Here is a 25882-nt window from a genome sequence, read left to right on the forward strand (position 1 = left end):
CATTAGCCTGCCTAGGATGGGCGCATTCGCCAAGGAAATTTTCCATGTACACACCCCGCGCCTTTGCCCTCGACGATTTGCCCGAACTGCATCAGTTGATCCAGCACACACGCCTGGCGCAGTTGGTGACGTTTGGCGAACAAGGCCTGCTGGCCAGCCATTTACCGCTGCTGCTCAACCCCGATGAAGGCCCGAACGGCACGCTCTACGGGCACTTGGCCAAGGCCAATCCCCAGTGGCGGGACTTGCAGAACGGCCGCCAAGCGTTGCTGATCTTTGCCGGCGCCGAGGCCTATGTCAGCCCGGCGTTTTACCCGTCCAAGGCCGAGCACGGCAAAGTCGTGCCCACCTGGAACTACATCGCCGTGCACGCCTACGGTACAGCCGACGTGTTCAGCGATGCCGAGCGGCTGCTTGGGGTGGTCAGTGCGCTGACCGATCGCCATGAAGCCGGTCGCACCCAGCCGTGGAAAGTCAGCGATGCCCCGGCCGACTACATTGACGGCATGCTCAAGGCCATCGTCGGCTTCGCCCTGCCCATCGAACGCCTGATCGGCAAGCGCAAACTCAGCCAGAACCGCAGCCCGGCCGACGTCGCCGGGGTCCGCGAAGGCCTGGCTGCCAGCACCGATGTGCGCGACCAGAGCCTCGCCCGCTATATTCCCCAAGGAGTTGCAGAATGAGTTCGATCGAGATCCGCCAGGTGACCGCCGCCGACCACACCGCCTGGCTGCCGCTGTGGCAGGCGTACCTGAAGTTCTACAACACCGAACTGCCGGACGCCGTCAGCCAAAGTACCTGGCAACGCCTGATCGACCCAAGCGAGCCGACCCATTCGGCGCTGGCCTGGCAGGATGGCAAGGCGGTGGGCATGGTCAATTTCATCTACCACCGTTCCAACTGGAGCATCGAGAACGCCTGCTACCTGCAAGACCTGTTGGTGGACCCGGCCCAACGCGGCACCGGTGTCGGCCGCAAGCTGATCGAATTCGTCTACACCACCGCCAGGGCCGATGGCTGTTGCAAGGTGCACTGGCTGACTCACCAGACCAACGCCACGGCGATCCAGTTGTACGAACGCATCGCCGAACGCCCCGGTTTCATCCAATTTCGCAAAGGTCTTTAAGGAGCGCAGCATGTCCACTTCCCTCGCCGACTGGAAAGGCGCCCCCGCCCCCACGGTGCAACTGCTTGAAGGGCGCTTTATCCGCCTGGAAAAACTCGACCCGGCGCGCCATGCCGAGCAATTGTGGCAAGCCCTCGAAGGCCCCGGCGCCGATCCCAAGCTGTGGGACTACCTGCCTTACGGCCCTTTCCCGGAGCGCAGCGCGTTCAACGCCTGGCTCAACAACCACGCGACCCACAGCGACCCGTACTTTTTCAGCGTGGTCGACCGCGCGACCGGCCAGGTGCAAGGGATTCTCAGCCTGATGTCCATCGTGCCGGCCCAGGGCCGCATCGAGATCGGCCACGTCACCTTTGGCGCGCCGATGCAGCGCTCGCCAAAAAGCACCGAGGCGGTGTATTTGCTGGCCAAATATGCGTTCGAGCAGGGTTATCGTCGCTTGGAGTGGAAGTGCAACAACGGCAATGCCCGCTCCAAATATGCGGCTGAGCGCTTGGGCTTCAGCTTTGAAGGGGTGTTCCGCCAGCATATGGTGGTCAAGGGGCAGAACCGGGACACGGCGTGGTATTCGATCATTGACTCGGAATGGCCGCAGATTAGGGCGGGGTTCGAGCAGTGGTTGTCGGAAGAAAACCAGTCAGGCTCGGGCCAACTGAAGTCCCTGGCTGAATGCCGACGCCCAGGCAGCGCATAACCCCTGTGGGAGGTTCTATGGTTGAGGGGCAGCTATCCGCCAGCAGTGCCGCCGCCTTCGCAGCCTCGCTAAAGCTCGACAACTCCCACAAGGGATTGGCAGTGTCTGGTCTATCTCCAGCCGAGCACTGACAGCCCAGCAACCCCAATCAACTGTGGGAGCGGGCTTGCCCGCGAAAGCGGTAGTTCAGCCAACTCCTCTACCAGCAGTGCCACCGCCTTCGCAGCCTCGCTAAAGCTCGACAACTCCCACAGGAGATTGGCAGTGTCTGGTCTATCTCCAGCCGAGCACTGACAGCCCAGCAACCCCAATCAACTGTGGGAGCGGGCTTGCCCGCGAAAGCGGTAGTTCAGCCAACTCCTCTACCAGCAGTACCGCCGCCTTCGCAGCCTCGCTAGGGCTCGACAGCTCCCACAGGGGATGGGCAGTGTCTGGTCTATCTCCAGCCGAGCACTGACAGCCCAGCCACCCCAATCAACTGTGGGAGCGGGCTTGCCCGCGAAAGCGGTAGTTCAGCCAACTCCTCTACCAGCAGTGCCACCGCCTTCGCAGCCTCGCTAAAGCTCGACAACTCCCACAAGGGATTGGCAGTGTCTGGTCTATCTCCAGCCGAGCACTGACAGCCCAGCAACCCCAATCACCTGTGGGAGCGGGCTTGCCCGCGAAAGCGGTAGTTCAGCCAACACCTCTACCAGCAGTACCGCCGCCTTCGCAGCCTCGCTAGGGCTCGACAGCTCCCACAGGGGATTGGCAGTGTCTGGTCTATCTCCAGCCAAACACTGACAGCCCAGCAACCCCAATCAACTGTGGGAGCGGGCTTGCCCGCGAAAGCGGTAGTTCAGCCAACTCCTCTACCAGCAGTGCCACCGCCTTCGCAGCCTCGCTAAAGCTCGGCAGCTCCCACAGGAGATTGGCAGTGCCTGGGCGATCTCCAGTCGAGCGCCTACTGCCCATCAACATCGCTCCCACACAAGCCTGCTCCCACCTGTTGACGTGTGTGGGTTCTATTACCCCAGCTTCTGCGCCAACACCGCAATATGCTCCGGCCCAATCCCGCAGCAACCACCCAGGTGGCTGGCACCGCGGGCCTGCCAATCGGTCGCCCAGTGCAAGTAACCCGGTGGATCAAGGTCTTCGCGCAGCGGGTCCAGGCCATCATTGGCCGTGGCCTCTTTCGGCTGCGGCGGAAAGGCGTTGGCGTAGGCCCCCACCTGAATCTGCACGCCCAGGCGTGCGAAAGTCTGGCGAGCGGCGTCGATGGCGTCGCCAATCACTTCCGGCTGGCTGCAGTTGAACAGCAGCACCTCAACCCCCAACTGCGCAGCGGCCTCTGCGGCTTGCGTCACCGGCTCGCCGGAGCGCAGGCGCGGCACGTCGTCGGTGTCTTCATCCTTCAAGGTAAACGACAGCCAGAACGGTTTGCCGTCCTTTGGCAGCCCGGCCTGGATGGCGCGTGCTTCGGCGATCGAGCTTTGGGTTTCCGCCAGCCACAGGTCGACAAAGGGTGCGAGGCCCTGCACCAGTGGCGTCAGCAATTCAGACACGCGCTGCGGTTCGAACAGGTCGGGACGATATGAACCAAACAGCGGCGGCAGCGAGCCGGCCACACGCACAGCCTTGCCGGATGCCTCCACGGCACGTCGTGCCAATTCACCCGCCAGCGCCGCCAGGGCCTGGCCCTCGGCGGCGAAGCGCGCCTCGCCGATATGGAACGGCACCACCGCGTAGCTGTTGCTGGTGATGACGTTGGCGCCGCTCTGGATATAAGCCGCATGCACCGCCTCAACCGCTTGTGGCGCCTCGCTCAAGGCCAAGGCTGACCACTCCGGCTGCCGGAACGGCGCGCCACGGCGTTGCAGTTCACGGCCCATGCCGCCATCGAGTATTACTGTTGTTGTGGCCATATGCTTTTTACTCATAAGCTTATGAAAATAACTCACTATGAGAGTCGTTCTTATAACTATTTAATACGTTCAATTCCGCTCATAACAACTCTTTTTTACTCAGGTGTCCTCCGTGAAACTAAAACCGCTGCTGGCCTTGGGCCTGACGATTCTGGCTGCTTCCACCCAAGCCTTCGGCGGCGTCACGCTGGATCGGGTCGAGAAAAACAAAGAACTGGTCGGTGTGCTGATGGAAAGCTACCCGCCGTTCTCGTTTCTGAACGAGCAAAACCAGCTCGATGGCTTCGACGTCGACGTCGCCAAAGCCGTGGCACAAAAGCTCGGCGTGAAGCTGCGCCTGGAAACTCCGTCCTGGGACGTGATCGCCGCCGGCCGCTGGAGCGGGCGCTACGACATCTGCATCTGCTCCATGACCCCGAGCAAGGCCCGCGCCGAAGTGTTCGACTTCCCGGTGGAGTACTACGCGTCGCCAGCGGTGATCGTGGTCAACGCCACGGATAATCGCATCCACAGCGCCAAGGACTTGAGCGGCAAGAAAGTCGGCCTCACCAGCGCCTCCAGCTACGAGAGCTACCTGAACAAGAACCTGGTGATCGAAGGGGCCGAGGATACCCAGTTGCAGTACCCGTTCGACAACGTCGAAATCGCCCCCTACGACACCGACAACGTGGCCTTCCAGGACCTCGGCCTGGGCGCCGGCAAGCGCCTGGATGCGATCCTCACCAACCTGGTCACCGCCCAGCCGCGCCTGACCGAAGACAAGCGCTTCAAGCTGGCCGGCGAGCCGCTGTATTCGGAGCCCAACTCGGTGGCCATCGAAAAAGGCGACCCGCAGTGGGACAGCAAGGTGCGTGAGGTCTTCGCCCAGTTGAAACAGGACGGCACCCTGAGCAAGCTCTCGCAAAAATGGATCGGCGCCGATATCAGCCAATGACTGCGTTCCCGACACCTCCCAAGCCACCGGTGAGTGCATCGCGGGTGCAGCGGCTGCTGGGCTTTCGCACGCGGCTGTACCTGACCTGGGCTGCGCTGCTGTGCCTGTTTGCCAGCTTCTTCCTGAGCTTTGATCTGAAGTTCTCGATCATCCTCGACAAGCTGCCCAACCTTGTCGGTGTGCACCTGGCGCCCAACGGCTTCCTGCAAGGTGCGGCGTTGACGCTGTTTTTATGCCTGTGCTCGATCGGAATTTCGTCGGTGCTGGGCTTTGTCACCGCACTGGGGCGCTTGTCGAAAAGCGCCGTGGCCTTCGGTATCGCGAGCTTCTACGCCTCGTTTTTTCGCGGCACGCCGCTGCTGATCCAGATCCTGCTGATCTACCTCGGCCTGCCCCAACTGGGCCTGGTGCCAGGCGCGATCGTCGCCGGGATCATCGCGTTGTCGCTGAACTACGGCGCTTACCTGAGCGAAATCTTCCGCGCCGGCATCCTCGGCGTCGCCCACGGCCAACGCGAAGCCGCCCTGGCCCTGGGCATGCGCGACAGTGCGATCTTCTGGCACGTGACCCTGCCCCAGGCCATGCGCACCATCATCCCGCCGGCGACCAACCAGTTCATCTCGATGCTCAAGGACTCGTCGCTGATCTCGGTGATGGGTGTATGGGAAGTGATGTTCCTGGCGCAATCCTACGGCCGTTCGAGCTACCGCTATATCGAGATGCTGACCACCGCCGCGATCATTTACTGGGTGCTGTCGTTGGGCCTGGAACTGATCCAGGCGCGGCTGGAGCGGCATTACGGCAAAGGGTATGTGCGCCGCAGTTGAAGCTCAACGCAACTCGCGGCGCAGCTTGACCACACCCATTTGCAGGCCGAACGGCCTGAACACGGCGTTCAACGACTTGAGGGTTTGATTGCCCTCACCGTGTTCGATATGCACCAGGGTGCGCACGGAGATTTTGCACATCCTGGCGAACTGGCTCTGGTGCAGCCCCGTGACTTCGGTGCGCAGGCGGCGTACGGCGTCGCCTATCTGAAGCGAGCCATCCGCCAAACCGTGCTCAATGCTTTCGATCAGCAGCGCACGGGTATCAATGCTGACAGTCATCTCAGCCCCCACTCTTGCAGCCGCAGGTCAAGTTTCCCCAACGGAATGTGAGCGTGATTCATCGTGACCGACGGTATGCCGCCAGCAACCAAAATGTCTGGCAGCGCACGCAGGTGATCGGCGTCATTGCGTAACCGTTCGAAGGCCTCCTGCGGGTCGACAATCCCGGCAAGGGCATTACACACTCCGCGCCAATCGATTTTGCCGCCGTGTTCCAGCAGGCCGGGCCAGCGTGTTGTCCGCACAATGCCTTCGGCGTCCATCACCATGGGCGCCAAATCATAGATTGGCGCAAGACGCAAAGCGGCGTGCTCGCGGATCACTGAAGTATTGCGACCGTGGTTATCCGAATTACCCAAGACCTTGTTGAGCAAATCGCGGCGTAAATACTCGGCAACGAGGTCGGCGAGCTGGTCCTTCTGGCCCACACGGGTCCATTGGTCGACTAACAGTCGGACCACGTCCATGTGCGACATTTCAGCCCCCGAAATGACTACGTTGGCCAGGGAGTAGATGGACTCGACAGCCAATCGCTCGACACCTTGCGCCGTCACCCGGCGGTCAAACCGGTGCATCCACAGGCTGGGTTTTTCGGCTTCTTCCAGCGCGAGCCCTTCGGCAGCAACCGTGTCGACCCCAAGGTACTGGAGCGCCTTGTAGTAGTGGAACTCACTTCTCAGGATGTCTTGATCGGTCTGCGTTGCCTTGTTGCGAGCAAACTTGATGAACCAATGCCGGGCAACGCTGGCGTCATCCAATATGGCATCCGGATACAGCAGCCCGGCGGCATCTTCAGCCATCAACAACTTCGGCGCCTCGCCACCGGCGCCCGTTGCCCCACCGATTGCGGCACCTTGCTCGTAGGCATAGTCCAGGAATGCATGGTCCCGAATGACCACTTCCTGACGCGGAAAACCTATGGGGGCTCCCTCGCTCAACGTCTCAACCGACTCTTTGATGCGCAGGTTGCCGATAGGTGCTGGCGTGCTGTGCCCGAGTAAAAACAGATCGGTGTCGACATCATCCGGCTTTTTGCGCCCAATGCGCGCCATAAGAAAACGCTTCGCTGCACCGGCGGGGGCGATATCGTGCAAGAAAGCCGGTGCGGCCTTGAGCACATTGACGTCCCAATCCAGCGGGTAGCGTGCACTCACCGCGCTGGCAAAAGGCAATTGGATATCGTCGAGGTGTTCAACGAGATACTCGCTTTTGTAGGCAAACCTGCAAGCCCCCTTGAGCCCCTCTTGCGGCTCAGGAAACTCCAGACGCATAGCGTCCTGCCAGTGCCCATCGACGAAAATCTGAAGCGTGATTCGATAGGTTGTATTCATCTGCAATTTAATGCACCTGGGTGAGTGTTTTTTCGATCATATACGCAATATAGTGCATCCAAGGGCCCGTCAGCGAGCAAACTTATGCATTAAAATGCATTTCAACCCGTATGTAAGCCGAAACCCACGGCGACCGAACAAGACCGACACGCTTTTAACCTCACCCCAGTAAAGACAACTCCCGCAAGACAGGGGGCGACGACCTGACATTCCTGCGCCAGCCACCCCGCTAAATTCCCGGCCTCATCCATAAGAGGTTGGGAATTCATGCCCTTTACACACCCGCAATTCGTCGCCGTCATCGCCCTCGTCATGGGTGCGCTAAGTCTTCAGTACGCCCATGCGCAGGGCCCATCGCACGGCTCGGCAGCGCCCATCGACACCTACCTCACCCGGCAAGCCGCCACCCACAATGGAATGCAGGTGGCGAAGGTATTGGAGCCGTATCTCTCGCACCTGCTGGCGTCCGGCCAACTGTCCGCGGAGCAGATCAAGGCAATGGAAAAATTCGGCTACGCACTCTCGCAGCAACCGGGTGCGTTCGGCGCGGCCCTTGAACAACTGGCCGGTAGCCAGAATGCCAACCTGGCGGCTGCAACGCAGAGCACCACCCAGCAGCTCAGCAACCGCGTGCTCTCGTCCCTGCGCGAACTGCCCACCGACACCGACGGTCACTTCTGGGTCAAGAACCTCGGTAGTGAAGGCGGCCTCGATAGCCAGCGCGGCAGTGCCGGTCTGAACACGGCCAACGGGGGCGTACTCATGGGCGCAGACTGGGCAGTCGATCATGCATGGCGAGTCGGGGTGCTGGGGGCCAAGTCCAGTAGTCGCTTTGACACCCAACGCTTCACCGCCGATCTGGACAGCTGGCACCTGGGCGGCTACGCCGTGCGCCAGGACGGCCCATTGGCGCTGCGCCTGGGGGCGATCTACAGCAGCCATAACGGGCAGAACCGGCGCGGCGTCGAGATCCTCAGCTACAAGGACACACTCAAGGGCAACTACAACGCCACCAGCCAAAATGTGTTCGGTGAAGTGGGTTACCAACTGGGCACTGGCAGCCTGAGCATCGAGCCGTTTGCCGGGCTTGGTTACCAGCGCTACAGCCGTGACAGTTTCAGGGAGCAAGGCGGGCCGGCCGCGCTGAACGTCGATGCGCAAACCCAGCAAAACCTGAGCAGCACCTTTGGCCTACGCCTGACCAAGCAGATTCGGTTCGATAACCAGATGAGCCTCACACCCCACCTGAGTGCAGGCTGGAAACACCTCTACGGTGACGTTGATAGCCAAGTGCGCCAATCCTTTCGCCAGAGCGGCATTGATGCGTTCACCATTCAGGGCTCCTCCCTGGATCGCAACAGCCTCAGCCTGCAAGCCGGCCTGGACCTGGCACTGTCGAAAAACCACACCGTCGGCCTGGCCTACGTCGGCGAAAACGGCACCCATAGCAGCAACCAGGGTTTGATGGGCCAGTGGCGCATGCGTTTCTAAGCAAATTTCAGGCGAAAAAAAAGGGGGGCACCTGCCCCCCCGAGGATTAAGCGGTCGTGTCGAAGGCTGGATCAGCCTTCGATTTCAATCAGGATTTCGCCAGGGTTGACCCGGTCGCCCTTGGCCACGTGAACGGCAGTCACCTTGCCGGCAATCGCTGCCTGCACTTCGGTTTCCATCTTCATCGCTTCGGTGATCAGCACGGCCTGGCCGGCCTTGACCACGTCGCCGGCCTTGACCAGTACGTCGACGATATTGCCCGGCATCGCGGTGCTGACATGGCCCGGCTCGGTGGCTTGCTTGCGCTTGCTGCTGCCGCCGCCGACAAACTCGTTGAGCGGTTCGAACACCACCTCTTCCGGCATGCCGTCGATGGACAGGTAGAAGTGCCGCTTGCCTTCGGCCTTCACGCCGACACCGGTGATGTCCACGCGGTAGCTCTCGCCGTGGACGTCGATGACGAACTCGGTCGGCACCCCTTCGCCACCGGCACGCGCCACGCCGCCGGCTTCAGGGATTGGCAGCAACACTTCTGGAACCAGGGTACCGGCGTCGCGTTCTTCGAGGAACTTGCGGCCAATGTCCGGGAACATGGCGTAGGTCAGCACGTCTTCTTCAGACTTGGCCAACGCACCGATTTCGCCGCGCAGCTTGGTCATTTCCGGCTTGAGCAGGTCGGCCGGGCGTACGTCGATCACTTCTTCGCTGCCGATGGCCTGGCGCCGCAGTTGTTCGTTCACGGTGCCCGGCGCCTTGCCATAGCCGCCTTGCAGGTACAGCTTCACTTCGTTGGTGATGGTCTTGTAGCGCTCGCCGGCCAGCACGTTGAAGAACGCCTGGGTGCCGACGATCTGCGAGGTCGGCGTGACCAGCGGCGGGAAGCCGAGGTCTTCACGCACGCGCGGGATTTCGGCCAGCACTTCGCCCATGCGATTGAGGGCGCCCTGCTCTTTCAACTGGTTGGCGAGGTTGGAAATCATCCCGCCCGGCACTTGGTTGACCTGCACACGCGTGTCGACGGCGGTGAATTCGCTTTCGAACTGGTGATACTTCTTACGCACGGCATAGAAGTACAGGCCGATCTCTTGCAGCAGTTCCAGGTCGAGGCCGGTGTCGAATTCGCTGCCTTTGAGGGCGGCGACCATCGACTCGGTGCCCGGGTGACTGGTGCCCCAGGCGAAGCTGGAGATGGCGGTGTCGATGTGATCGGCACCGTTTTCGATGGCCTTGAGTTGGCACATCGCGGCCAGACCCGCAGTGTCATGGGAATGGATAAAGATCGGCAGGGTCTGCTCGGCTTTCAGCGCCTTGACCAGTTCGCCGGTGGCGTACGGGGTCAGCAGGCCAGCCATGTCCTTGATCGCGATGGAGTCGCAACCCATGGCTTCCAACTGCTTGGCCTGGGCCACGAATGCCTCGACGGTGTGCACCGGGCTGGTGGTGTAGGCGATGGTGCCCTGGGCGTGTTTGCCGGCGGCTTTCACGGCCTCGATGGCAACGCGCAGGTTACGCACGTCGTTCATCGCGTCGAAGATGCGGAACACGTCGATGCCATTCACGGCGGCCTTGGCGACGAAGGCTTTGACCACGTCGTCGCTGTAGTGGCGGTAGCCCAGCAGGTTCTGGCCACGCAGCAGCATTTGCAGGCGTGTGTTGGGCAGTGCGGCGCGCAGTTTGCGCAGGCGCTCCCACGGGTCTTCCTTGAGGAAGCGCACGCACGCATCGAAGGTCGCGCCACCCCAGACTTCCAGGGACCAGTAGCCGACTTTGTCGAGCTTGTCGCAGATCGGCAGCATGTCGTCGGTGCGCATGCGGGTGGCCAGCAACGATTGGTGGGCGTCGCGCAGGATGGTGTCGGTAACGAAGATCTTTTTAGTCATTGGTATCTCCTCATAGCGACAAGTTTCAAGCTACAAGCTGCAAGAAAAAGCCAATCCGCTTTTACTTGTAGCTTGCCGCTGACAACTTGCAGCTGCTTATTTATAAGCCTGCGTGGGCGGCGATGGCGGCGGCGATGGCCAGGGCCAGCTCTTCGGGTTTGCGCTTGATCGAGTAGTTGGTCAGCTCAGGGTGGCTTTCAACGAAACTGGTGTTGAACTGGCCGCTGCGGAATTCCGGATTGCGCAGGATTTCCTGGTAGTAGGCGGCGGTGGTCTTCACGCCTTGCAGGCGCATGTCATCCAGGGCACGCAGGCCGCGGTCCATGGCTTCTTCCCAGGTCAACGCCCACACCACCAGTTTCAGGCACATGGAGTCGTAGAACGGCGGGATGGTGTAGCCGGTGTAGATCGCCGTGTCGGTGCGCACGCCGGGGCCGCCGGGGGCGTAGTAACGGGTGATCTTGCCGAAACTGGGCAGGAAGTTGTTTTTCGGGTCTTCGGCGTTGATCCGGAACTGCAACGCGAAACCACGGTGCTGGATGTCTTCCTGTTTCACCGACAGCGGCAGGCCCGAGGCGATGCGGATCTGCTCACGGACGATGTCGATCCCGGTGATTTCTTCGGTGATGGTGTGTTCCACCTGCACCCGGGTGTTCATCTCCATGAAGTACACCTCGCCCTCGGCGAGCAGGAACTCCACGGTGCCGGCGTTCTCGTAGCCCACGGCCTTGGCGGCACGCACCGACAGGTCGCCGATGTAGGCACGCTGTTCCGGAGTCAGCTGAGGGCTGGGGGCGATTTCGATGAGCTTCTGGTTACGACGCTGGATCGAGCAATCGCGCTCGAACAAATGCACCACGTTGCCAAAGCTGTCACCCAGGATCTGCGCCTCGATGTGCTTGGGATTGACGATGCATTTTTCCAGGAACACTTCCGCCGAACCGAACGCCTTGGTGGCTTCGGAAATCACGCGGGGGAAGGCTTGTTCGAGTTCTTCGCGGCTGTTGCAGCGACGGATACCGCGACCGCCACCACCGGAGGTGGCCTTGAGCATCACCGGGTAACCAATGCGGTCGCCTTCGGTGAGTGCCTCAGCGATGTCGGCGACGTTGCCTTCGGTGCCGGGAGTGACCGGCACACCGGCCTTGATCATGCTGCGGCGCGCTTCAGTCTTGTCGCCCATGCGGCGGATCACTTCAGCGGCCGGGCCGATGAACTTGATTCCACGTTCGGCGCAGATGTCCGCCAGTTCGGCGTTTTCCGACAGGAAGCCATAGCCGGGGTGCAGCGCGTCACAACCGGTTTCCACAGCCAGGTTCACCAGCTTGCGCGGGTTCAGGTAACCGGCCAGGGGCTCGGCACCGATGCTGTGGGCTTCATCCGCACGTTTGACGTGCAACGCGTGGCGGTCGGCGTCGGAGTAGACCGCGACCGAGCGAATGCCCATCTCGGCGCAGGCACGCACGATTCGTACGGCAATTTCACCACGGTTGGCGATCAGGATCTTTTTTATCACTTGGAAATTCCCTTGAGCCGATTGCTGCGTTCTTCGACCCGCTAGACCCGGGTCGACGCGTGACCAAATGTTTCATGACAGTCGCGAGACACACACTAAGCCCGTGGAGGGATTAACAAAAATCAATAATTATTGGGTCGCGCATAAGTAAAGACTTATAGTTGGCCGGACGGCCTCGGGCGAAAGGACTATAAAAATGCGTAAGTCATTGATGCGTATGACATTGCGTCAATTGCAGATCTTCAATGAGGTGTGCGATTTGCGCTCCTATAGCCGCGCTGCCGAGGAAATGTCCCTCACGCAACCGGCCGTCAGCCTGCAAATTCGTCAGCTGGAAGAGCTGATCGGCCAGCCGTTGTTTGATTACGTCGGCAAAAAACTCTACATGACCGAGGCCGCCGAAGCCTTGCAGCGCGCCAGCCGGGATATTTTCGGGCGCCTGGAAAACCTCGATATGCAGCTCTCGGACATGCAGGGTTCGCTGCAAGGCCAGTTGAAGCTGGCGATTGAGTCCAGCGCCAAATACTTCGTGCCGCACCTGTTTGCCGCGTTCAAGCGCCAGCATCCCGAAGTGCAACTGCACCTCACGGTGGTCAACCGCGCCCAGGTGATCCGCAGGCTGTCGGATAACCGGGACGATCTGGTGATCATGTCCATGGTGCCCCAGGACATGGGCCTGGAATTCCTGCCGTTCCTGAACAACCCGATTGTCGCCGTGGCGCGCCTTGACCATCCCTTGAGCCTGCAAGGTCCGCTGCGCCTGCAGGATCTGGAGCCGTACACGCTGCTGGTACGCGAGCAGGGTTCCGGCACGCGGATGGCTTGCGAGGAGTACTTCAAGGAGAAGCGCGTGCACTTCACCCAGACGGTGGAAGTGTCGTCCGCCGAGGCCCAGCGCGAATGCGTGAGCGCAGGTTTGGGCGTGGCCTTGCTGACGCGCCACGCGGTCAACCTGGAACTGGCCACCGGCGGGCTCAAGGAGCTGCCGGTGGAAGAACTGCCGCTGTACCGCAGCTGGTGCCTGGTGCAGGCCAAGGCCAAGCGCCTGTCACCCGTGGCCCATGCGTTCCTGGGCTTTATCCGCAGCGAACGGGTGCAGATCAGCGCGCTGGCTGAGCGTTTCGCTGGGCAGCTACGGGTACCTGCCAATGCAGTTCCGGGTAGTCACTGATGCTTTTGAGCAATTGGCGTTCTTCACAACGGTCTTCGATTGCACGACGGAACGCCATGCGGCGTTGGTCTTCCTGCTGACGGCGGGTTTTTACGGCGCTGTTGCTGTCTTCGTAGGGACGGGCCATTTCGAGTCTCCCAATGCGAGTACGGGAGTTCAGGATGGGCTCTGGCGGTTACGGTTTGGCGGCGGGGGGATGACAGGACGATGAATCTGCTGGAAATACAGGAGATCAAAATGTGGGAGCGGGCTTGCTCGCGAAGGCGGTGGATCAGTTAAAACATCTTTGACTGACACGCCGCCTTCGCGAGCAAGCCCGCTCCCACACAAGCCCAACCCCACATGGCTCCGCGTCCGACCTATCAGTCGTCGAGGGCTTTGACGGACTTGGGCGACAACCGCAGGCTGCGCAAGCTGCGCTTCACGCTCTTGAGGTGGTTGACCAGGCTTGGCCCGCGCGCCATGGCCACGCCCATCGCCAGCACGTCGATCACCACCAGGTGGGCAATCCGCGAGGTCAGCGGCGTATAGATCTCGGTGTCTTCGTGCACATCGATCGCCAGGTTGACCGTGGACAGCTCCGCCAATGGCGTCTGGCTCGGGCACAGGGTGATCAGGGTCGCGCCGCTTTCACGCACCAGGTTGGCGGTGATCAGCAGGTCTTTGGAACGGCCGGACTGGGAAATGCAGATCGCCACGTCGGTGGGCTTCAACGTCACCGCCGACATCGCCTGCATGTGCGGATCGCTGTAGGCCGCCGCCGTCAGCAGCAGTCGGAAGAATTTGTGCTGAGCGTCAGCCGCCACCGCGCCCGAAGCGCCGAAACCATAGAACTCGACACGCTGGGCCTGGGACATGGCCGTCACGGCTTTTTGCAGCTCGATCGGGTCGAGTTTCTCGCGCACTTCCATAAGGGTGTGCAGCGTGGTGTCGAAGATTTTCAGGCTGTAGTCGGCGACGGAATCGTCTTCGTGGATCGCAAACTGCCCGAAGCTCGCACCGGCGGCCAGGCTCTGGGCCAGCTTGAGTTTCAAGTCCTGGAAACCCGAGCAACCGATGGCGCGGCAGAAGCGCACGATGGTCGGCTCGCTGATGCCCACGCTGTGGGCGAGGTCGGCCATGGAACTGTGCATCACGGCCGCAGGATCAAGCAGCACGTGGTCGGCAACCTTGAGTTCCGATTTGCGTAACAGGTGGCGCGACTGGGCGATATGTTGCAACAGGTTCAAAGGGCAGGACTCTTGTTATTGGCAGGTGCCAGGGATGTAGCAAGCTTGTAGTTATACTACAAGAATTGTCGTTTTGCCCGTCTGATGCATCACTAAATCGCCCTGCTGCCCTCTGATTCAAAGGGCAGGCGCTTTGTAGCCCGCAGGGCGGCCTTGGTGCGATCAGGGAAAACCTGCATTTTTCCGTAACAAATCTGCCAGCCCTTGCGCCTGCATCGGCCGGCTGATCAGGTAGCCCTGCACTTCGTCACAACGCTCCAGCCGCAGGAAGTCCAACTGCTGCTGATCTTCCACGCCTTCGGCCACCACTTTCAGCGCCAGGCCATGGGCCATGGCAATGATTGCGCGGGTGATCGCCGCATCTTCGCGGCCCTGGCCGAGGCCACGGATGAAGGTCTGGTCGATCTTCACGTAGTCCACCGGGATGCGCTTGAGGTAGCTGAGGGAGGAATAACCAGTGCCGAAATCGTCGATGGCCAGCTTCACGCCCAGGTCGCGCAACTGCTGGAAGGTCGAGATGATGTGTTCGACGCTGTCGAGCAACTGGCTTTCCGTCAACTCCAGCTCAAGGTATTGCGGGTCCAGCCCGGTTTCTTCGAGGACCTGGCGCACCAGGCTGACCAGCTTGCCCTGGCGCAACTGATGCACCGACAGGTTCACCGACACGCGAATCGGCGCCAGCCCCTGGCGTTGCCACTCACACGCCTGCCAGCAGGCCTGGCGCAGCACGAACTCGCCCAACGGTGCGATCAGGCCGGTCTCTTCGGCCAGGCCGATAAACTCGCCCGGCGGCACCATGCCCCACTGCGGATGCTCCCATCGCACCAGCGCCTCGGCGGCATTCAGCTTGCCGCTGGCCAGGCACAGCTTGGGTTGGTAGAACACCGTGAGCTGGCGCTCGTCGATGGCCTTGCGCAGCTGGTTTTCCAGCTGCAAACGCTCCAGCGTGCTGGCTTGCAGGCTGTCGGTGTAGAACTGGAAGTTATTGCCGCCCAGGTGTTTGGCATGCTGCATGGCCATGTTCGATTGGCTGACCAACGCGGAAATTTCACGCGCATTATCCGGCAGCAGGCTGACGCCCATCGAGGCGCTGACCACCAACTCATGCCCGTCCACCGTCACCGGCACCCGCAGCTTGGCCAGCAGCCGGGTGGCCACGCGTGCCAGGCTCGACAGGCTGCCGTATGCGTCGAACAGCACGGCGAATTCATCGCCGGACAAGCGCGCAATGGTGTCCGCCTCGGGCAAGGCGTTGATCAGGCGCCGTGACATTTTTTGCAGCAATTGGTCGGCGACTTCATGGCCGAGGCTGTCATTGAGCAGCTTGAAACGGTCCAGGTTGATGTGCAGCAACGCCAGGCTACGCCCGCCCAGACGCACCCGTGAGTGAGCTTCGCGCAGGCGTTCGCGGAACAGCGAGCGGTTGGCCAGGCCGGTCAGCTCGTCATAGTGGGTGAGGTAGCGCATGCGCTCTTCGGACTCGCGGCGCGCGGATAGATCGGCGAAAAAGCCCACGATATGGCTGACTTTTCCCCGAACATCGCGCACCACATTCAATTGCAGCCACTGCGGGTACAGCTCGCCGTTCTTGCGCGTTTCCACCAGCTCGCCCTGCCAGGTGCCGTGGCTGAGCAACGCCTGGCGGATCACCGGGAAGTGCCGGCGCGCATCGCGGCTGCTGGGCAGCTCGACGACGTTGCGCCCGAGCATGTCGTCGATCTCAAACCCGGTGACGCGGCTGAACGCCTGGTTGACCGCGATCAACTTGTAGTCCGGGTCCAGAATCACGATGCCTTCGCTGGCCGCCTCGAATACCGTCGACGCGAGCCGCTGCTGTTCTTCCAGGACCTTGCCGGCACTGATGTCGCGGCGTGTACCGAGCATGCGCGTGACCCGGCCACTGGGCGCACGCTCGACGGCGCGGCCACGGTCTTCGATCCAGACCCAGTGGCCGGCACCGTGACGCACGCGGTACTCGACTTGATAGTCCTCGCTGCGGCCCTTGAGGTGCTCGACCAGCGCGCGCTTGAGCAACGGCAAGTCATCGGGGTGCAGGCGCGGCTTGAGGTGGCTGAGCATCGCCGTGACGTACTCGGGCTCCAGGCCAAACAGTTCCTTGAGTTGAGTGTGGTGGACTTCGTCGGTTTGCAGATTCCAGTCCCACAGGCCCAGTTCGCTGGCTTGCAACGCCATGGCCAGGCGCGCTTCGCTTTTATTCAGGGCGAGGCTGGCGGCGTCGAGTTCCTGGCTGCGTTGCGCCACCCGGTCTTGCAGGCCGGTCTGGGCGTTGCGCAGTTCCTGTTCGATCTGGCGACGCTGTTCGACTTCGCGCACCAGGTCTTGATTCAACTGCTCGCTGCGCTGCTGCGCCTGCTGCAGATGTTCGATCAGCGCCTGGTTCTGGAAGCGCCGCAGCAGCCCGCGCTGGATCAGGCGGTTGACTTGCCACGCCACCACGCTCAAGGAGGCCAGCAGGATCAGGCCGAGCACGCCCCAGCCTTGCTGCTGCGGGGCGCCGTTCCAGAACAGATAGACAATCGCCGGCACCAGGCACGGCACGGCAAACGACAAGAACGCCGGCAGGCTCACGGCGTAGGCCACGCTGGCCGACAGCGTTGCGGCGCCGATCAGGCCGAATACCCACGCCTGCTGCATAAAGCTGTCCGCTGGCACCAGGGCGATGGCGGCGATGGCCAGGGTCAGGCCGCTGACCGCCGAGCCGAGCATGAACATGCGTCGCCACACCGGCTGCGCCTGGCGGCTGGGCATCGCCGAATCAAACGCCGCCACCTGGATCACCCGCATCGCGACCAGCGCCAGCAGCCAGACCAGCCAGATGCTGTCCAGCAGGTATTGCTTGGGGTTCCACAGCAACCAGGCGCAGACCAGGCCATTGATCAGCATCAACAAGGTGGGCAGCAACGAGCCCTGATACAGCAGGCGCGTGCGTTCGACCGCCATCTCGGTGGCGTACTGCTTGCGGATAACCTGCGCCGGCGCCACCGAGGGGCTGAGCAGGTCGGTACTGAGGGTCATAGGCAGTGTTCTTATAATGGTGAGCCCGAAACGTCGACGGAGCATACACAAGCAAAGGTCTGCGCCAAACTGCTCCACGTCATAAAATCCCCCAGGATTTACCTGCAAACCATGGGGCCAGACCCCTCGAGCGAGGCGTGGCGGGGCCTGGACCCTATGACCGACCGGTCATCCGCCCCGGCAGAATTATCGACCATCCGGCATTGGGGTTTGCCCCACTCCGCCGAGGGCCATAGAATGCGCCGATGCGCGATGATCTCTCCCTTTTGCTGAACTCCCTCAACGATGCCCAACGCCAGGCCGTAGCGGCCCCCGTTGGCCGTCAGTTGGTCCTGGCCGGTGCCGGCTCCGGTAAAACCCGAGTGCTGGTGCACCGTATCGCCTGGTTGATCCAGGTCGAAAACGCGTCGCCCCATTCGATCCTGTCGGTGACCTTCACCAACAAGGCCGCTGCCGAGATGCGCCATCGCATCGAGCAGTTGATGGGCATCAGCCCGGCCGGCATGTGGGTCGGCACCTTCCACGGCCTGGCACACCGCCTGTTGCGGGCGCACTGGCAGGAAGCGGGCCTGGCCCAGACCTTCCAGATCCTGGACAGCGATGACCAGCAACGCCTGGTCAAGCGGGTGATCCGCGAGCTGGGCCTCGACGAACAGCGCTGGCCGGCGCGCCAGGCACAGTGGTTCATCAACGGCCAGAAAGACGAAGGCCTGCGCCCGCAGCACATCCAGGCCAGCGGCGACATGTTCCTGGCCACCATGCGCAGCATCTATGAAGCATACGAAGCGGCCTGCGCGCGCGCCGGGGTGATCGACTTCTCCGAGCTGCTGCTGCGCGCCCTCGACCTGTGGCGCGACAACCCGGGCTTGCTGGCCCATTACCAGAAGCGCTTCCGGCACATCCTGGTGGACGAGTTCCAGGACACCAACGCCGTGCAATACGCCTGGTTGCGCCTGCTGGCCAAGGGCGGCGACAGCCTGATGGTGGTGGGCGACGACGACCAGTCGATCTACGGCTGGCGTGGCGCGAAAATCGAGAACATCTACCAGTATTCCGAAGATTTCCCGGACGCCGTCACCATCCGCCTGGAGCAGAACTACCGCTCCACCGCCGGTATCCTCAAGGCCGCCAACGCCTTGATCGCCAACAACACCGGGCGCCTGGGCAAAGAGCTGTGGACCGACGGCGGCGAAGGCGAGGCGATCAACCTGTACGCCGCATTCAACGAGCACGATGAAGCACGCTATGTGGTGGAAACCATCGAGAGCGCGCTGAAAACCGGCCTCGCCCGCAGCGACATCGCCATCCTTTACCGCTCCAACGCCCAATCGCGGGTGCTGGAAGAAGCCTTGCTGCGCGAACGCATCCCGTACCGCATCTATGGCGGCCAGCGCTTCTTCGAGCGCGCCGAAATCAAGAACGCCATGGCCTACCTGCGCTTGCTGGAAGGGCGTGGCAACGATGCGGCGCTGGAGCGGGTGATCAATATCCCGGCGCGTGGCATCGGCGAGAAAACCGTCGAAGCGATCCGCGACCACGCGCGCCACGCCGATGTGTCGATGTGGGAAGCCATGCGCTTGCTCATCGCCAATAAAGGCCTGACCGGGCGCGCAGCCGGAGCGCTGGGGGTGTTTGTCGAGCTGATCGAGAACCTCGCCGCCAAATGCGCCGAAATGCCGCTGCATTTAATGACGCAGACGGTGATCGAACAGTCCGGGCTGATCGCCTATCACGAAGCGGAAAAAGGCGAGAAAGGCCAGGCTCGGGTAGAAAACCTTGAGGAACTGGTCAGCGCCGCCCGTGCGTTCGAAAACACCGAGAATGAAGAAGACCTCACGCCGCTCGCCGCCTTCCTTGGCCATGCTTCGCTTGAAGCCGGGGATGCTCAGGCCGACGAGCATGAGGACAGCATCCAGCTGATGACCTTGCACAGCGCCAAGGGCCTGGAATTCCCGTATGTGTTCCTGGTGGGCATGGAAGAAGGCCTGTTCCCCCACAAGATGAGCCTGGAAGAACCCGGCCGCCTTGAGGAAGAGCGCCGCCTGGCCTACGTGGGCATTACCCGGGCGATGCAGAACCTGGTGATGACCTACGCCGAGACACGACGCCTGTACGGCAGCGAGACCTACAACAAGGTGTCACGCTTCGTACGCGAGGTGCCGAAGGGGCTGATCCAGGAAGTACGCCTGTCCAACAGCGTCAGCCGCCCGTTCGGTGGCGGCCAGCAGCAGAGCGCAAGCAGCTTGTTCGCCGGTTCCGCGATCCCGGAAACCGCGTTCAGCCTGGGCCAGCAGGTCAAGCATGCGATCTTTGGCGAAGGCGTGATCCTCAACTTCGAAGGCGCCGGTGCGCAGGCACGGGTGCAGGTCAACTTCGCCGAAGGCAGCAAGTGGCTGATGATGGGCTACGCGAAGCTCGAAGCAATCTGACACATATCCCTAGGATGAAGGTTATTGGCCCGCCCTTGTAATTCACGAGCGCGGGCCAATATCTGTAATAAGTCCTACGGACACTTCCGAATCCGTCCTACGCAAAAGCCCGAAACATTATGTCGCTAGCCACTGTCACGACACCTGTGCAACATGGCGCGCGTGCAATCCACAAATGGGAATTCCCTTTATGAAACGTTTTCTTAGCATCGCCATGGCGTTGTGCATCGGCCTGACGATGAGCCTCGACGCCAACGCCAAGCGCTTCGGTGGCGGCAAAAGTTCGGGCGCAGCACCGACTCACCAGACCAGCCAAATGGCTCCATCCGCCGGTGGCATGGGCGGTGCAGCCGCGACCGCAGGCGCAGCCGGTGCCGCTGGCGCCGCTGCCAAGGCTGGCGGTGCTTCGCGCTGGCTGGGCCCTCTGGCCGGCATCGCGGCCGGTGGCCTGCTCGCTTCCATGTTCATGGGCGGCGGCTTCCAGGGCATGCAGATCTTCGACATTCTGATCCTGGCGGTCATCGCCTTTGTGATCTTCCGCTTTATCGCCGCCCGTCGCCGCAAGCAGCAGGAGCACATGGCTCCAGCCGGTGCGCCGATGCAGCGTGAAGTGTTCGAGCAAAAGCCTGCCATGGGCTCGATCTTCGGCGGCGGTTCGCCAGCCGCTGCTGCCCGTCCGGTGATCAACGCACCGGCGTGGTTCAACGAAGAGCGTTTCGTCGAAGCAGCCCGCAGTCACTTCCAGTCCCTGCAACAGCACTGGGACGCCAACGAAATGGACAAGATCGCCGAGTTCGTGACCCCGCAATTGCTGGAGTTCCTCAAGCGCGAACGCGCTGAGCTGGGCGATGCGTTCCAGTCGACCTACATCGACGACCTGCGCGTGCAACTGGACGGTGTGGATGACCGCGCCGACAAGACCATCGCCACCCTGACATTCAGCGGCGTGTCGAAAAACTCGCGCTTTGACCAGGGCGAAGTGTTCAGCGAAAGCTGGAACATGGAACGCCCACAAGGTGAAAACCAGCCTTGGCTGGTCGCCGGTATCCGCCAGAACGGCTGATCACCTGGCGCCTTGAGCGCGCAGTAAACGACCCCGGCGGTGTATGCAAATACACCGCCGGGGTCTTTTTTTGCCGGGCGGAAATGCGTTGCGGTTTTTACTGGATTAATGAGAAACATTCTCACTATACTCGTGCCCTCTCCCGGTTCTGCCCGAGCATAGGAACGTGCCGCCGTGCTGGAAAAACTCTTCAATCAACACGCATCCGCGCTGCATCGCTACCTGTTGCGCAAAAAATGCACACCCAGCCTGGCCTCGGACCTGGTGCAGGACACCTTCCTGCGCATCGCCCAGCTGGAGAACGTGGAACGCATCCTGTGTGCGCCGTCCTACCTGTTTCGCGTCGCGCACAACCTCATGATCGACCACCATCGCCGCTACGGTGAAAAGCGCTTCGACAACGATGCCGCCGCCTATTTCGATACGTTGGTGGATGAGGCCAGCGGCCCGGAAGAACAGGCCCTCGACGCCCTTGCCCTGGAACAACTGGAAAGCCTGCTGGAGCGCATGCCAGAACGTACCCGTGACATCTTCCTGCTGTGCCGGGTCGAGGGCATGACGCACAAAGAGACCGCCCGCTATTTACGGATTTCCACAAGCTCTGTACAAAAACACATGGCGATGGCGCTGGCCAGGATTGGCAAGGCGCTTGACCCAGACCAGGAGGGCTAAGCCTTGGGTCTCTTGCAAAGCGATAAGGTAAACAGTCAGAACCGTGAATGCTTCCCCACAAACGACCGACCCGTTGGAGCGCAAAGCTGCCGATTGGGTGATGCGTCATCGACAAGGCCAGCTGTCGGCGCGTGAGCTAGAAGCTTTTCAGCGTTGGCAGGAAGCCGACCCCAGGCATGCCGCCGCTGCCGGTCGGGCGGATCGCGCCTGGCGCGCCACCGCCGCGCTCAAACGCTGCCCAGGCTATGTCAAACCGCAGCGCCCGCCACGCAGCCTCTGGACACGCGGGACAGCCACCAGCGCTGTCGGCGCCCTCGCGCTGGGGTGCTGGATGCTGCTTGCACCGCCCTTCTGGCTGCAAGCGTTGAACAGCGACTATCACACCGGTTTCGGCGAGGTTCGCCACATCACCCTGGCGGATGGCAGCCAGGTTGAACTGGGCAGCCACAGCATCCTGAACATCGCCTATGACGATCAGACCCGCCTGGTGAACCTGAGCCAGGGCGAAGCGGTGTTCACCCCATCGCCAATCAATGATCAGGAACGCCGCCCGTTTACCGTGCGCGCCCCCGGCGCCGACATCACCGCACGCGGCACGCGCTATCTGGTCGGTATCGGCCAGGAGCGTGAAGGCTGGGTTGGGGTGTTGCAGCATAAGGTCGAGGTCAATCTCACCCCTGCCCAGCGCGATGACGTGGCCGGGTCCGCGCTGCTGGAGCAAGGCAACAGCCTGCGCTTCAGCCCGAAAGCCGGGTTGGTGCCGCTCACCACGCACCCGGATGAACTGGCCAGCTGGCAGGAAGGTCGCCTGGTGTTCCAGCGCGAAGCGTTGGGCGATGCCGTGGCGCGCATCAACCGCTATCGGCCGGGGCTGATCGTAGTCAAAGGCGACACATTGCGCGCCGTGCCAATCAGTGCGGTGATGCGCCTGGACAACCTCGACGACGCCGTCAAACGCCTCGCACAGCAAGCCCACGGGCGCATTCTCGACCTGCCCGGGCTCACGCTGATCTACTGAAAGGCCGCGTCTGCGGGCCTTTTGACATCATTCATATATAAAACGCGATACATAGACCATATCGATCTATCGCGTTTTGACTGCTGCTGCGTTTCTACTACATGTAAATAACTCTTATTTGCTTTAGTGAGGCCGGTTTTGCAGATGCAACAGAACCACAAGAAGCGCAAGGCAACCCATCGCACTCGGCTGAGCCTGGGGATTCAGCTCGCCGTGTTCGCGCTGGCCGCCGACGCCGCCGACATCCATCCGCTGCAAACTCGCCCGGCCAACAGCGCGGCCCAGGTGCAACCCCAAAGTACGTATCACGACTTCGACGTTCCCGCCCTGTCACTGGACGAAGGCCTGGTCCTGCTGGCGCGCCAAGCCGGCGTCGAGGTGTACCTGGGCAGCAATGACCTCACCGGCACCTACGGCAACCCGGTCAAGGGCCGGCTATCCCTGGAAGCCGCGCTGCAACAACTGCTCGCCAACCAGGCGCTGACCTACAGCCTGGGCAACCAGCCCGAGCGGCCGATCATCCAGGTGCAACCCGCGCCGGGCATGAGCGGCATCCAGCAAGGCGACCTGCACCCGATCTACGTGCACGGCCTGGATGGCAAGGAGTCCCGCGACGAAAAAGGCTACAACGACATCTACGATCAGGACGTGTCCTCGGTGTATTCCGGCAAGGAACAGATCGAACGCTACAAAGGCGCCGCCCCCGCCGATATGTTCAAGGGCATGCTCAACGTCTACAGCGGTGACGGCCGCAACAGCGGCGCACTGGACCCGAACGTGCGTGGCATCCAGGGCCCCGGCCGCGTGCCGCTGACCATCGATGGCACCGAGCAGGCGCTGACGGTGTATCGCGGCTACATGGGCGCCAACAACCGCAATTACATCGACCCCAACCTGATCGGCAGCATCAAGGTGCTCAAGGGCCCGAACCTGGAGCGCAACGTCTATAGCGGCGTGGGTGGCGCGGTAGTCGCCAACACCCTGAACGTGGATGACATCCTCAAGGAAGGCCAGGCATTCGGCGGCGAGCTGAAGATGGAAGGCAGCAACAACTCGGTATCGCCCAAGCTGCCGCACTTGATGACCGGCCAAAGCCCGCCCGCCGACTATCAGTACATCCCGATCTCGTCCTACTACGACCCGTCGTTGTACAAGCACCCACGCACCAGCCGCGACAACAACCTGATCACCGGCGGCGACTCGGCCTATCGCCTGGCCTTCGGCACCCGCCAGGAAAAATTCGAACTGCTCGCCGCCTACGCCTACCGCGAAAAGGGCAACCACTACGCGGGCAAGAACAAAAGCGGGTTCTACGCCACTGGCGAACAGGTCAACGGCCAGTTCGACTACATCCCCAATCTGGCCAACATCTACAAGCCGGGCGATGAAGTGCCCAACACCTCCAGCAAGATGGAGTCCTGGCTGGCCAAGGCCAAGCTCAAGATCGACGACGACCAATCTTTGGAGTTCGGCTACCGCGACACCGATTCGCTGTACGGCGAGATCCTGCCGTCACGCATTTCGTTCTTCCGCCCCGGCGACCAGTTCGATGCTGAATCCAGCGGCGTGCCGCAGTGGCCCCTGAGCCATGTGCAGAGCAAAGCCTACAACCTGGAATACAACCTCAAGCCCGAGGGCAACCCGTGGGTGGATTTCTATTCCAACCTCTGGGCCACCAATACCCAAAGCGACACCTACTCAAGTGGCGGCGTGCCCAACGCCACCAGCGCCGCCGACCCGGTGTTCAGGAATACCGCCGTCGCCAATGCCCAACATGACCGGGCCGGGGTGACCGTCAGCAACAAACTCAAGTTGATCGACAGCCTGGACCTGACCCTGGGCGCGAGCTACCAACATGAGAAGTTGGGTTCCAAAGACAACTATTACGACGCGGCGATCTTCGACACCTTGCGCATGAACCCGCGCGCGGGACGCCGTGAAGAAAAGGAATACAACTTCAATTTCGAGTGGCGACCGGTGAGTTTTGCCAAGTTCACCGCAGGCGCGCGCTATTCATCGTATTGGGCGTTTGATGACTACTTGAAAGAAACCCAAGACAAAAGCGGCGCAACCACGCAGTGGGTCAATACGGCCTATCGCGTGGATTACACCACGCGCAAAACATTGACGGATGCTGAATGGAATGCCGCCGTTGATAAGAAAGTTGCCGACCTCAACGCCGCATTTGATCTGTTTGGCATTCCGCCGGAGTTCCGCATCATTGATGTAAAGCAGTTGCAGGCAGAAACGCCGCGGGTTGAAGACACCCAACTTCGGGCTGTGTGGAATGCGGATGATAAAGGGCGCCTTGCCCGTTATAACGACCCGTGCATTCTGGCGGCCAATGCGGGCCAGAATGTCGTGTCTTGCGGCGTGTCCGATACCGGCATTGGCTACCAAAAAGACGTGACGGCCAAACATCAGAAAGACAGCGCCTGGGCGCCGACACTTTCCGGTACGTTCTACACCTCCGACAACGGTCGGGTTTACATCCGCTACAGCGAGGCCATCCGCTACCCAAGCATGTTTGAAAGTACCTTGGGCTTTTCCTCCTCTCTCAACCCATGGGGGCTTGAACCCGAACACGCCTATAACTATGAGGCCGCGTATATCCATAACCTGGCCGGGTGGGGCGGCAGTGAACGCGCCGACGTCAAACTGACCTATTACCACAACACCACCAAAAACGTGATTGAACGCAGCCCGGAACTGGTGTTCAGCAACGTTGAAAAACAGACCACATCCGGCCTTGAGTTTCAGGGGCGTTATGACAGTGGGCGGTTCTTCACTGACCTGAGCGTCGCCCATGTGTTGAAGAACCGGGTGTGCGATGAGAGGTCGGCCATCACTATTACACCCGACGGCAGTACACCGAACTGCGTAGATGATGGCTTTGTCGGTGGTTACCTGGCGAGCATGTCGCAACCCGAATGGTCGGCCAACCTCGGGCTGGGCGGTCGATTTTTCAACCGTAAGCTGGAAGTTGGCGGGCGCGCCATTTATTACCGTCAACACGAAAACAAGTTTAATAAAAACTACCCCAACAGCCCCATGGTCAGTTACTACATCAATACACCGATGTCGTGGGACAAGATTGTCACGTATGACGCTTATATCAATTACAAGTTAACCGACGACGCCTCGATCGAACTCACCGGCACCAACTTGAGCAATCTCTATTACGTCGACCCGCTGACACGCTCGGCCATGCCCGCGCCGGGGCGCACATTAAAACTCGGCTTTACCACTACGTTCTAACTTATGAGGTGCACCATGGGA

At 61.3% G+C, this 25882-nt stretch carries 20 protein-coding genes; 12 read left to right on the forward strand and 8 right to left on the reverse strand.

Annotated features, from left to right (window positions below):
- Positions 1-44 precede the first annotated feature (44 nt).
- The 3 genes from AC3ISR_RS28100 to AC3ISR_RS28110 are packed head-to-tail and all read left to right on the forward strand — an operon-like array spanning position 45 to position 1820.
- Positions 45-683 (forward strand): FMN-binding negative transcriptional regulator, encoded by a 639-nt coding sequence (locus AC3ISR_RS28100; protein WP_192298067.1) that lies wholly within the window; start codon positions 45-47, stop codon positions 681-683.
- Positions 680-1126, forward strand: a complete 447-nt coding sequence (locus AC3ISR_RS28105) for a GNAT family N-acetyltransferase (protein WP_463983707.1) — start codon at positions 680-682, stop codon at positions 1124-1126. Before AC3ISR_RS28100 ends, AC3ISR_RS28105 begins: the two co-directional genes overlap by 4 nt.
- Positions 1127-1136: 10 nt before the next feature.
- A complete protein-coding gene (locus AC3ISR_RS28110) occupies positions 1137-1820 on the forward strand; it encodes a GNAT family N-acetyltransferase (RefSeq protein ID WP_463983708.1) in 684 nt (227 codons plus the stop codon).
- A 1007-nt stretch (positions 1821-2827) separates the two neighbouring features.
- On the opposite strand, the gene AC3ISR_RS28115 is transcribed toward AC3ISR_RS28110, so the two are convergent.
- Complete coding sequence (locus tag AC3ISR_RS28115) at positions 2828-3724, reverse strand: homocysteine S-methyltransferase family protein (protein WP_192298070.1); 897 nt, start codon at positions 3722-3724, stop codon at positions 2828-2830.
- A gap of 112 nt (positions 3725-3836) precedes the next feature.
- Here AC3ISR_RS28115 and AC3ISR_RS28120 point away from each other — a divergent pair, with 112 nt between their 5' ends.
- Entirely contained in the window at positions 3837-4658 is an 822-nt protein-coding gene (locus AC3ISR_RS28120) for an ABC transporter substrate-binding protein (RefSeq protein ID WP_192298071.1), read from the forward strand.
- Positions 4655-5485, forward strand: coding sequence for an amino acid ABC transporter permease (locus tag AC3ISR_RS28125; protein WP_192298072.1), 831 nt, complete (start codon positions 4655-4657; stop codon positions 5483-5485). The genes AC3ISR_RS28120 and AC3ISR_RS28125 overlap by 4 nt, the downstream gene beginning before the upstream one ends.
- 3 nt (positions 5486-5488) lie before the next feature.
- Here the strand turns inward: AC3ISR_RS28125 and AC3ISR_RS28130 are convergent, their stop codons facing one another.
- Together AC3ISR_RS28130 and AC3ISR_RS28135 are read right to left on the reverse strand one after the other, a co-directional pair.
- Positions 5489-5767: a helix-turn-helix domain-containing protein gene (locus AC3ISR_RS28130; RefSeq protein ID WP_192298073.1), complete on the reverse strand. Its 279-nt coding sequence runs from the start codon at positions 5765-5767 to the stop codon at positions 5489-5491.
- Entirely contained in the window at positions 5764-7098 is a 1335-nt protein-coding gene (locus tag AC3ISR_RS28135) for a HipA domain-containing protein (RefSeq protein ID WP_463984005.1), read from the reverse strand. Before AC3ISR_RS28135 ends, AC3ISR_RS28130 begins: the two co-directional genes overlap by 4 nt.
- 267 nt (positions 7099-7365) lie before the next feature.
- Between AC3ISR_RS28135 and AC3ISR_RS28140 the strand changes: the two genes are divergently transcribed.
- Positions 7366-8589: an autotransporter outer membrane beta-barrel domain-containing protein gene (locus AC3ISR_RS28140; RefSeq protein WP_463984006.1), complete on the forward strand. Its 1224-nt coding sequence runs from the start codon at positions 7366-7368 to the stop codon at positions 8587-8589.
- 71 nt (positions 8590-8660) lie between these two features.
- On the opposite strand, the gene oadA is transcribed toward AC3ISR_RS28140, so the two are convergent.
- Positions 8661-10469: a sodium-extruding oxaloacetate decarboxylase subunit alpha gene (gene oadA, locus AC3ISR_RS28145; protein WP_192298075.1), complete on the reverse strand. Its 1809-nt coding sequence runs from the start codon at positions 10467-10469 to the stop codon at positions 8661-8663.
- Between the two features lie 100 nt (positions 10470-10569).
- On the reverse strand, positions 10570-11985 hold the full coding sequence (locus AC3ISR_RS28150; RefSeq protein ID WP_010565910.1) for an acetyl-CoA carboxylase biotin carboxylase subunit: 1416 nt from the start codon (positions 11983-11985) through the stop codon (positions 10570-10572).
- A 196-nt stretch (positions 11986-12181) separates the two neighbouring features.
- Here AC3ISR_RS28150 and AC3ISR_RS28155 point away from each other — a divergent pair, with 196 nt between their 5' ends.
- Positions 12182-13156 carry a LysR family transcriptional regulator gene (locus tag AC3ISR_RS28155; RefSeq protein WP_192298076.1) on the forward strand — a complete coding sequence of 325 codons (975 nt, stop codon included), beginning with the start codon at positions 12182-12184 and terminating at the stop codon, positions 13154-13156.
- Here AC3ISR_RS28155 and AC3ISR_RS28160 read toward each other — a convergent pair.
- From AC3ISR_RS28160 to AC3ISR_RS28170, 3 genes are all read right to left on the reverse strand, one after another.
- A complete protein-coding gene (locus AC3ISR_RS28160) occupies positions 13086-13283 on the reverse strand; it encodes a PA3496 family putative envelope integrity protein (RefSeq protein WP_192298077.1) in 198 nt (65 codons plus the stop codon). The genes AC3ISR_RS28155 and AC3ISR_RS28160 overlap by 71 nt on opposite strands.
- 235 nt (positions 13284-13518) lie before the next feature.
- Entirely contained in the window at positions 13519-14385 is an 867-nt protein-coding gene (gene hexR / locus AC3ISR_RS28165; RefSeq protein WP_017739023.1) for a transcriptional regulator HexR, read from the reverse strand.
- Positions 14386-14547: 162 nt separating this feature from the next.
- Positions 14548-17421 (reverse strand): EAL domain-containing protein, encoded by a 2874-nt coding sequence (locus tag AC3ISR_RS28170; protein ID WP_192298078.1) that lies wholly within the window; start codon positions 17419-17421, stop codon positions 14548-14550.
- Between the two features lie 245 nt (positions 17422-17666).
- Between AC3ISR_RS28170 and uvrD the strand changes: the two genes are divergently transcribed.
- The 5 genes from uvrD (at position 17667) to AC3ISR_RS28195 (ending at position 25861) form a co-directional block, all read left to right on the forward strand.
- Positions 17667-19850, forward strand: a complete 2184-nt coding sequence (gene uvrD / locus AC3ISR_RS28175) for a DNA helicase II (protein WP_192298079.1) — start codon at positions 17667-17669, stop codon at positions 19848-19850.
- A gap of 190 nt (positions 19851-20040) precedes the next feature.
- Complete coding sequence (locus AC3ISR_RS28180; RefSeq protein ID WP_192298080.1) at positions 20041-20913, forward strand: Tim44 domain-containing protein; 873 nt, start codon at positions 20041-20043, stop codon at positions 20911-20913.
- A gap of 174 nt (positions 20914-21087) precedes the next feature.
- Entirely contained in the window at positions 21088-21585 is a 498-nt protein-coding gene (locus AC3ISR_RS28185) for an RNA polymerase sigma factor (RefSeq protein WP_192298081.1), read from the forward strand.
- Between the two features lie 43 nt (positions 21586-21628).
- Positions 21629-22603 (forward strand): FecR family protein, encoded by a 975-nt coding sequence (locus AC3ISR_RS28190; protein ID WP_463984007.1) that lies wholly within the window; start codon positions 21629-21631, stop codon positions 22601-22603.
- A 144-nt stretch (positions 22604-22747) separates the two neighbouring features.
- Positions 22748-25861, forward strand: coding sequence for a TonB-dependent receptor domain-containing protein (locus AC3ISR_RS28195; RefSeq protein WP_463984008.1), 3114 nt, complete (start codon positions 22748-22750; stop codon positions 25859-25861).
- Positions 25862-25882: the final 21 nt, after the last annotated feature.

The sequence above is a fragment of the Pseudomonas sp. GL_117 genome (assembly GCF_057835125.1).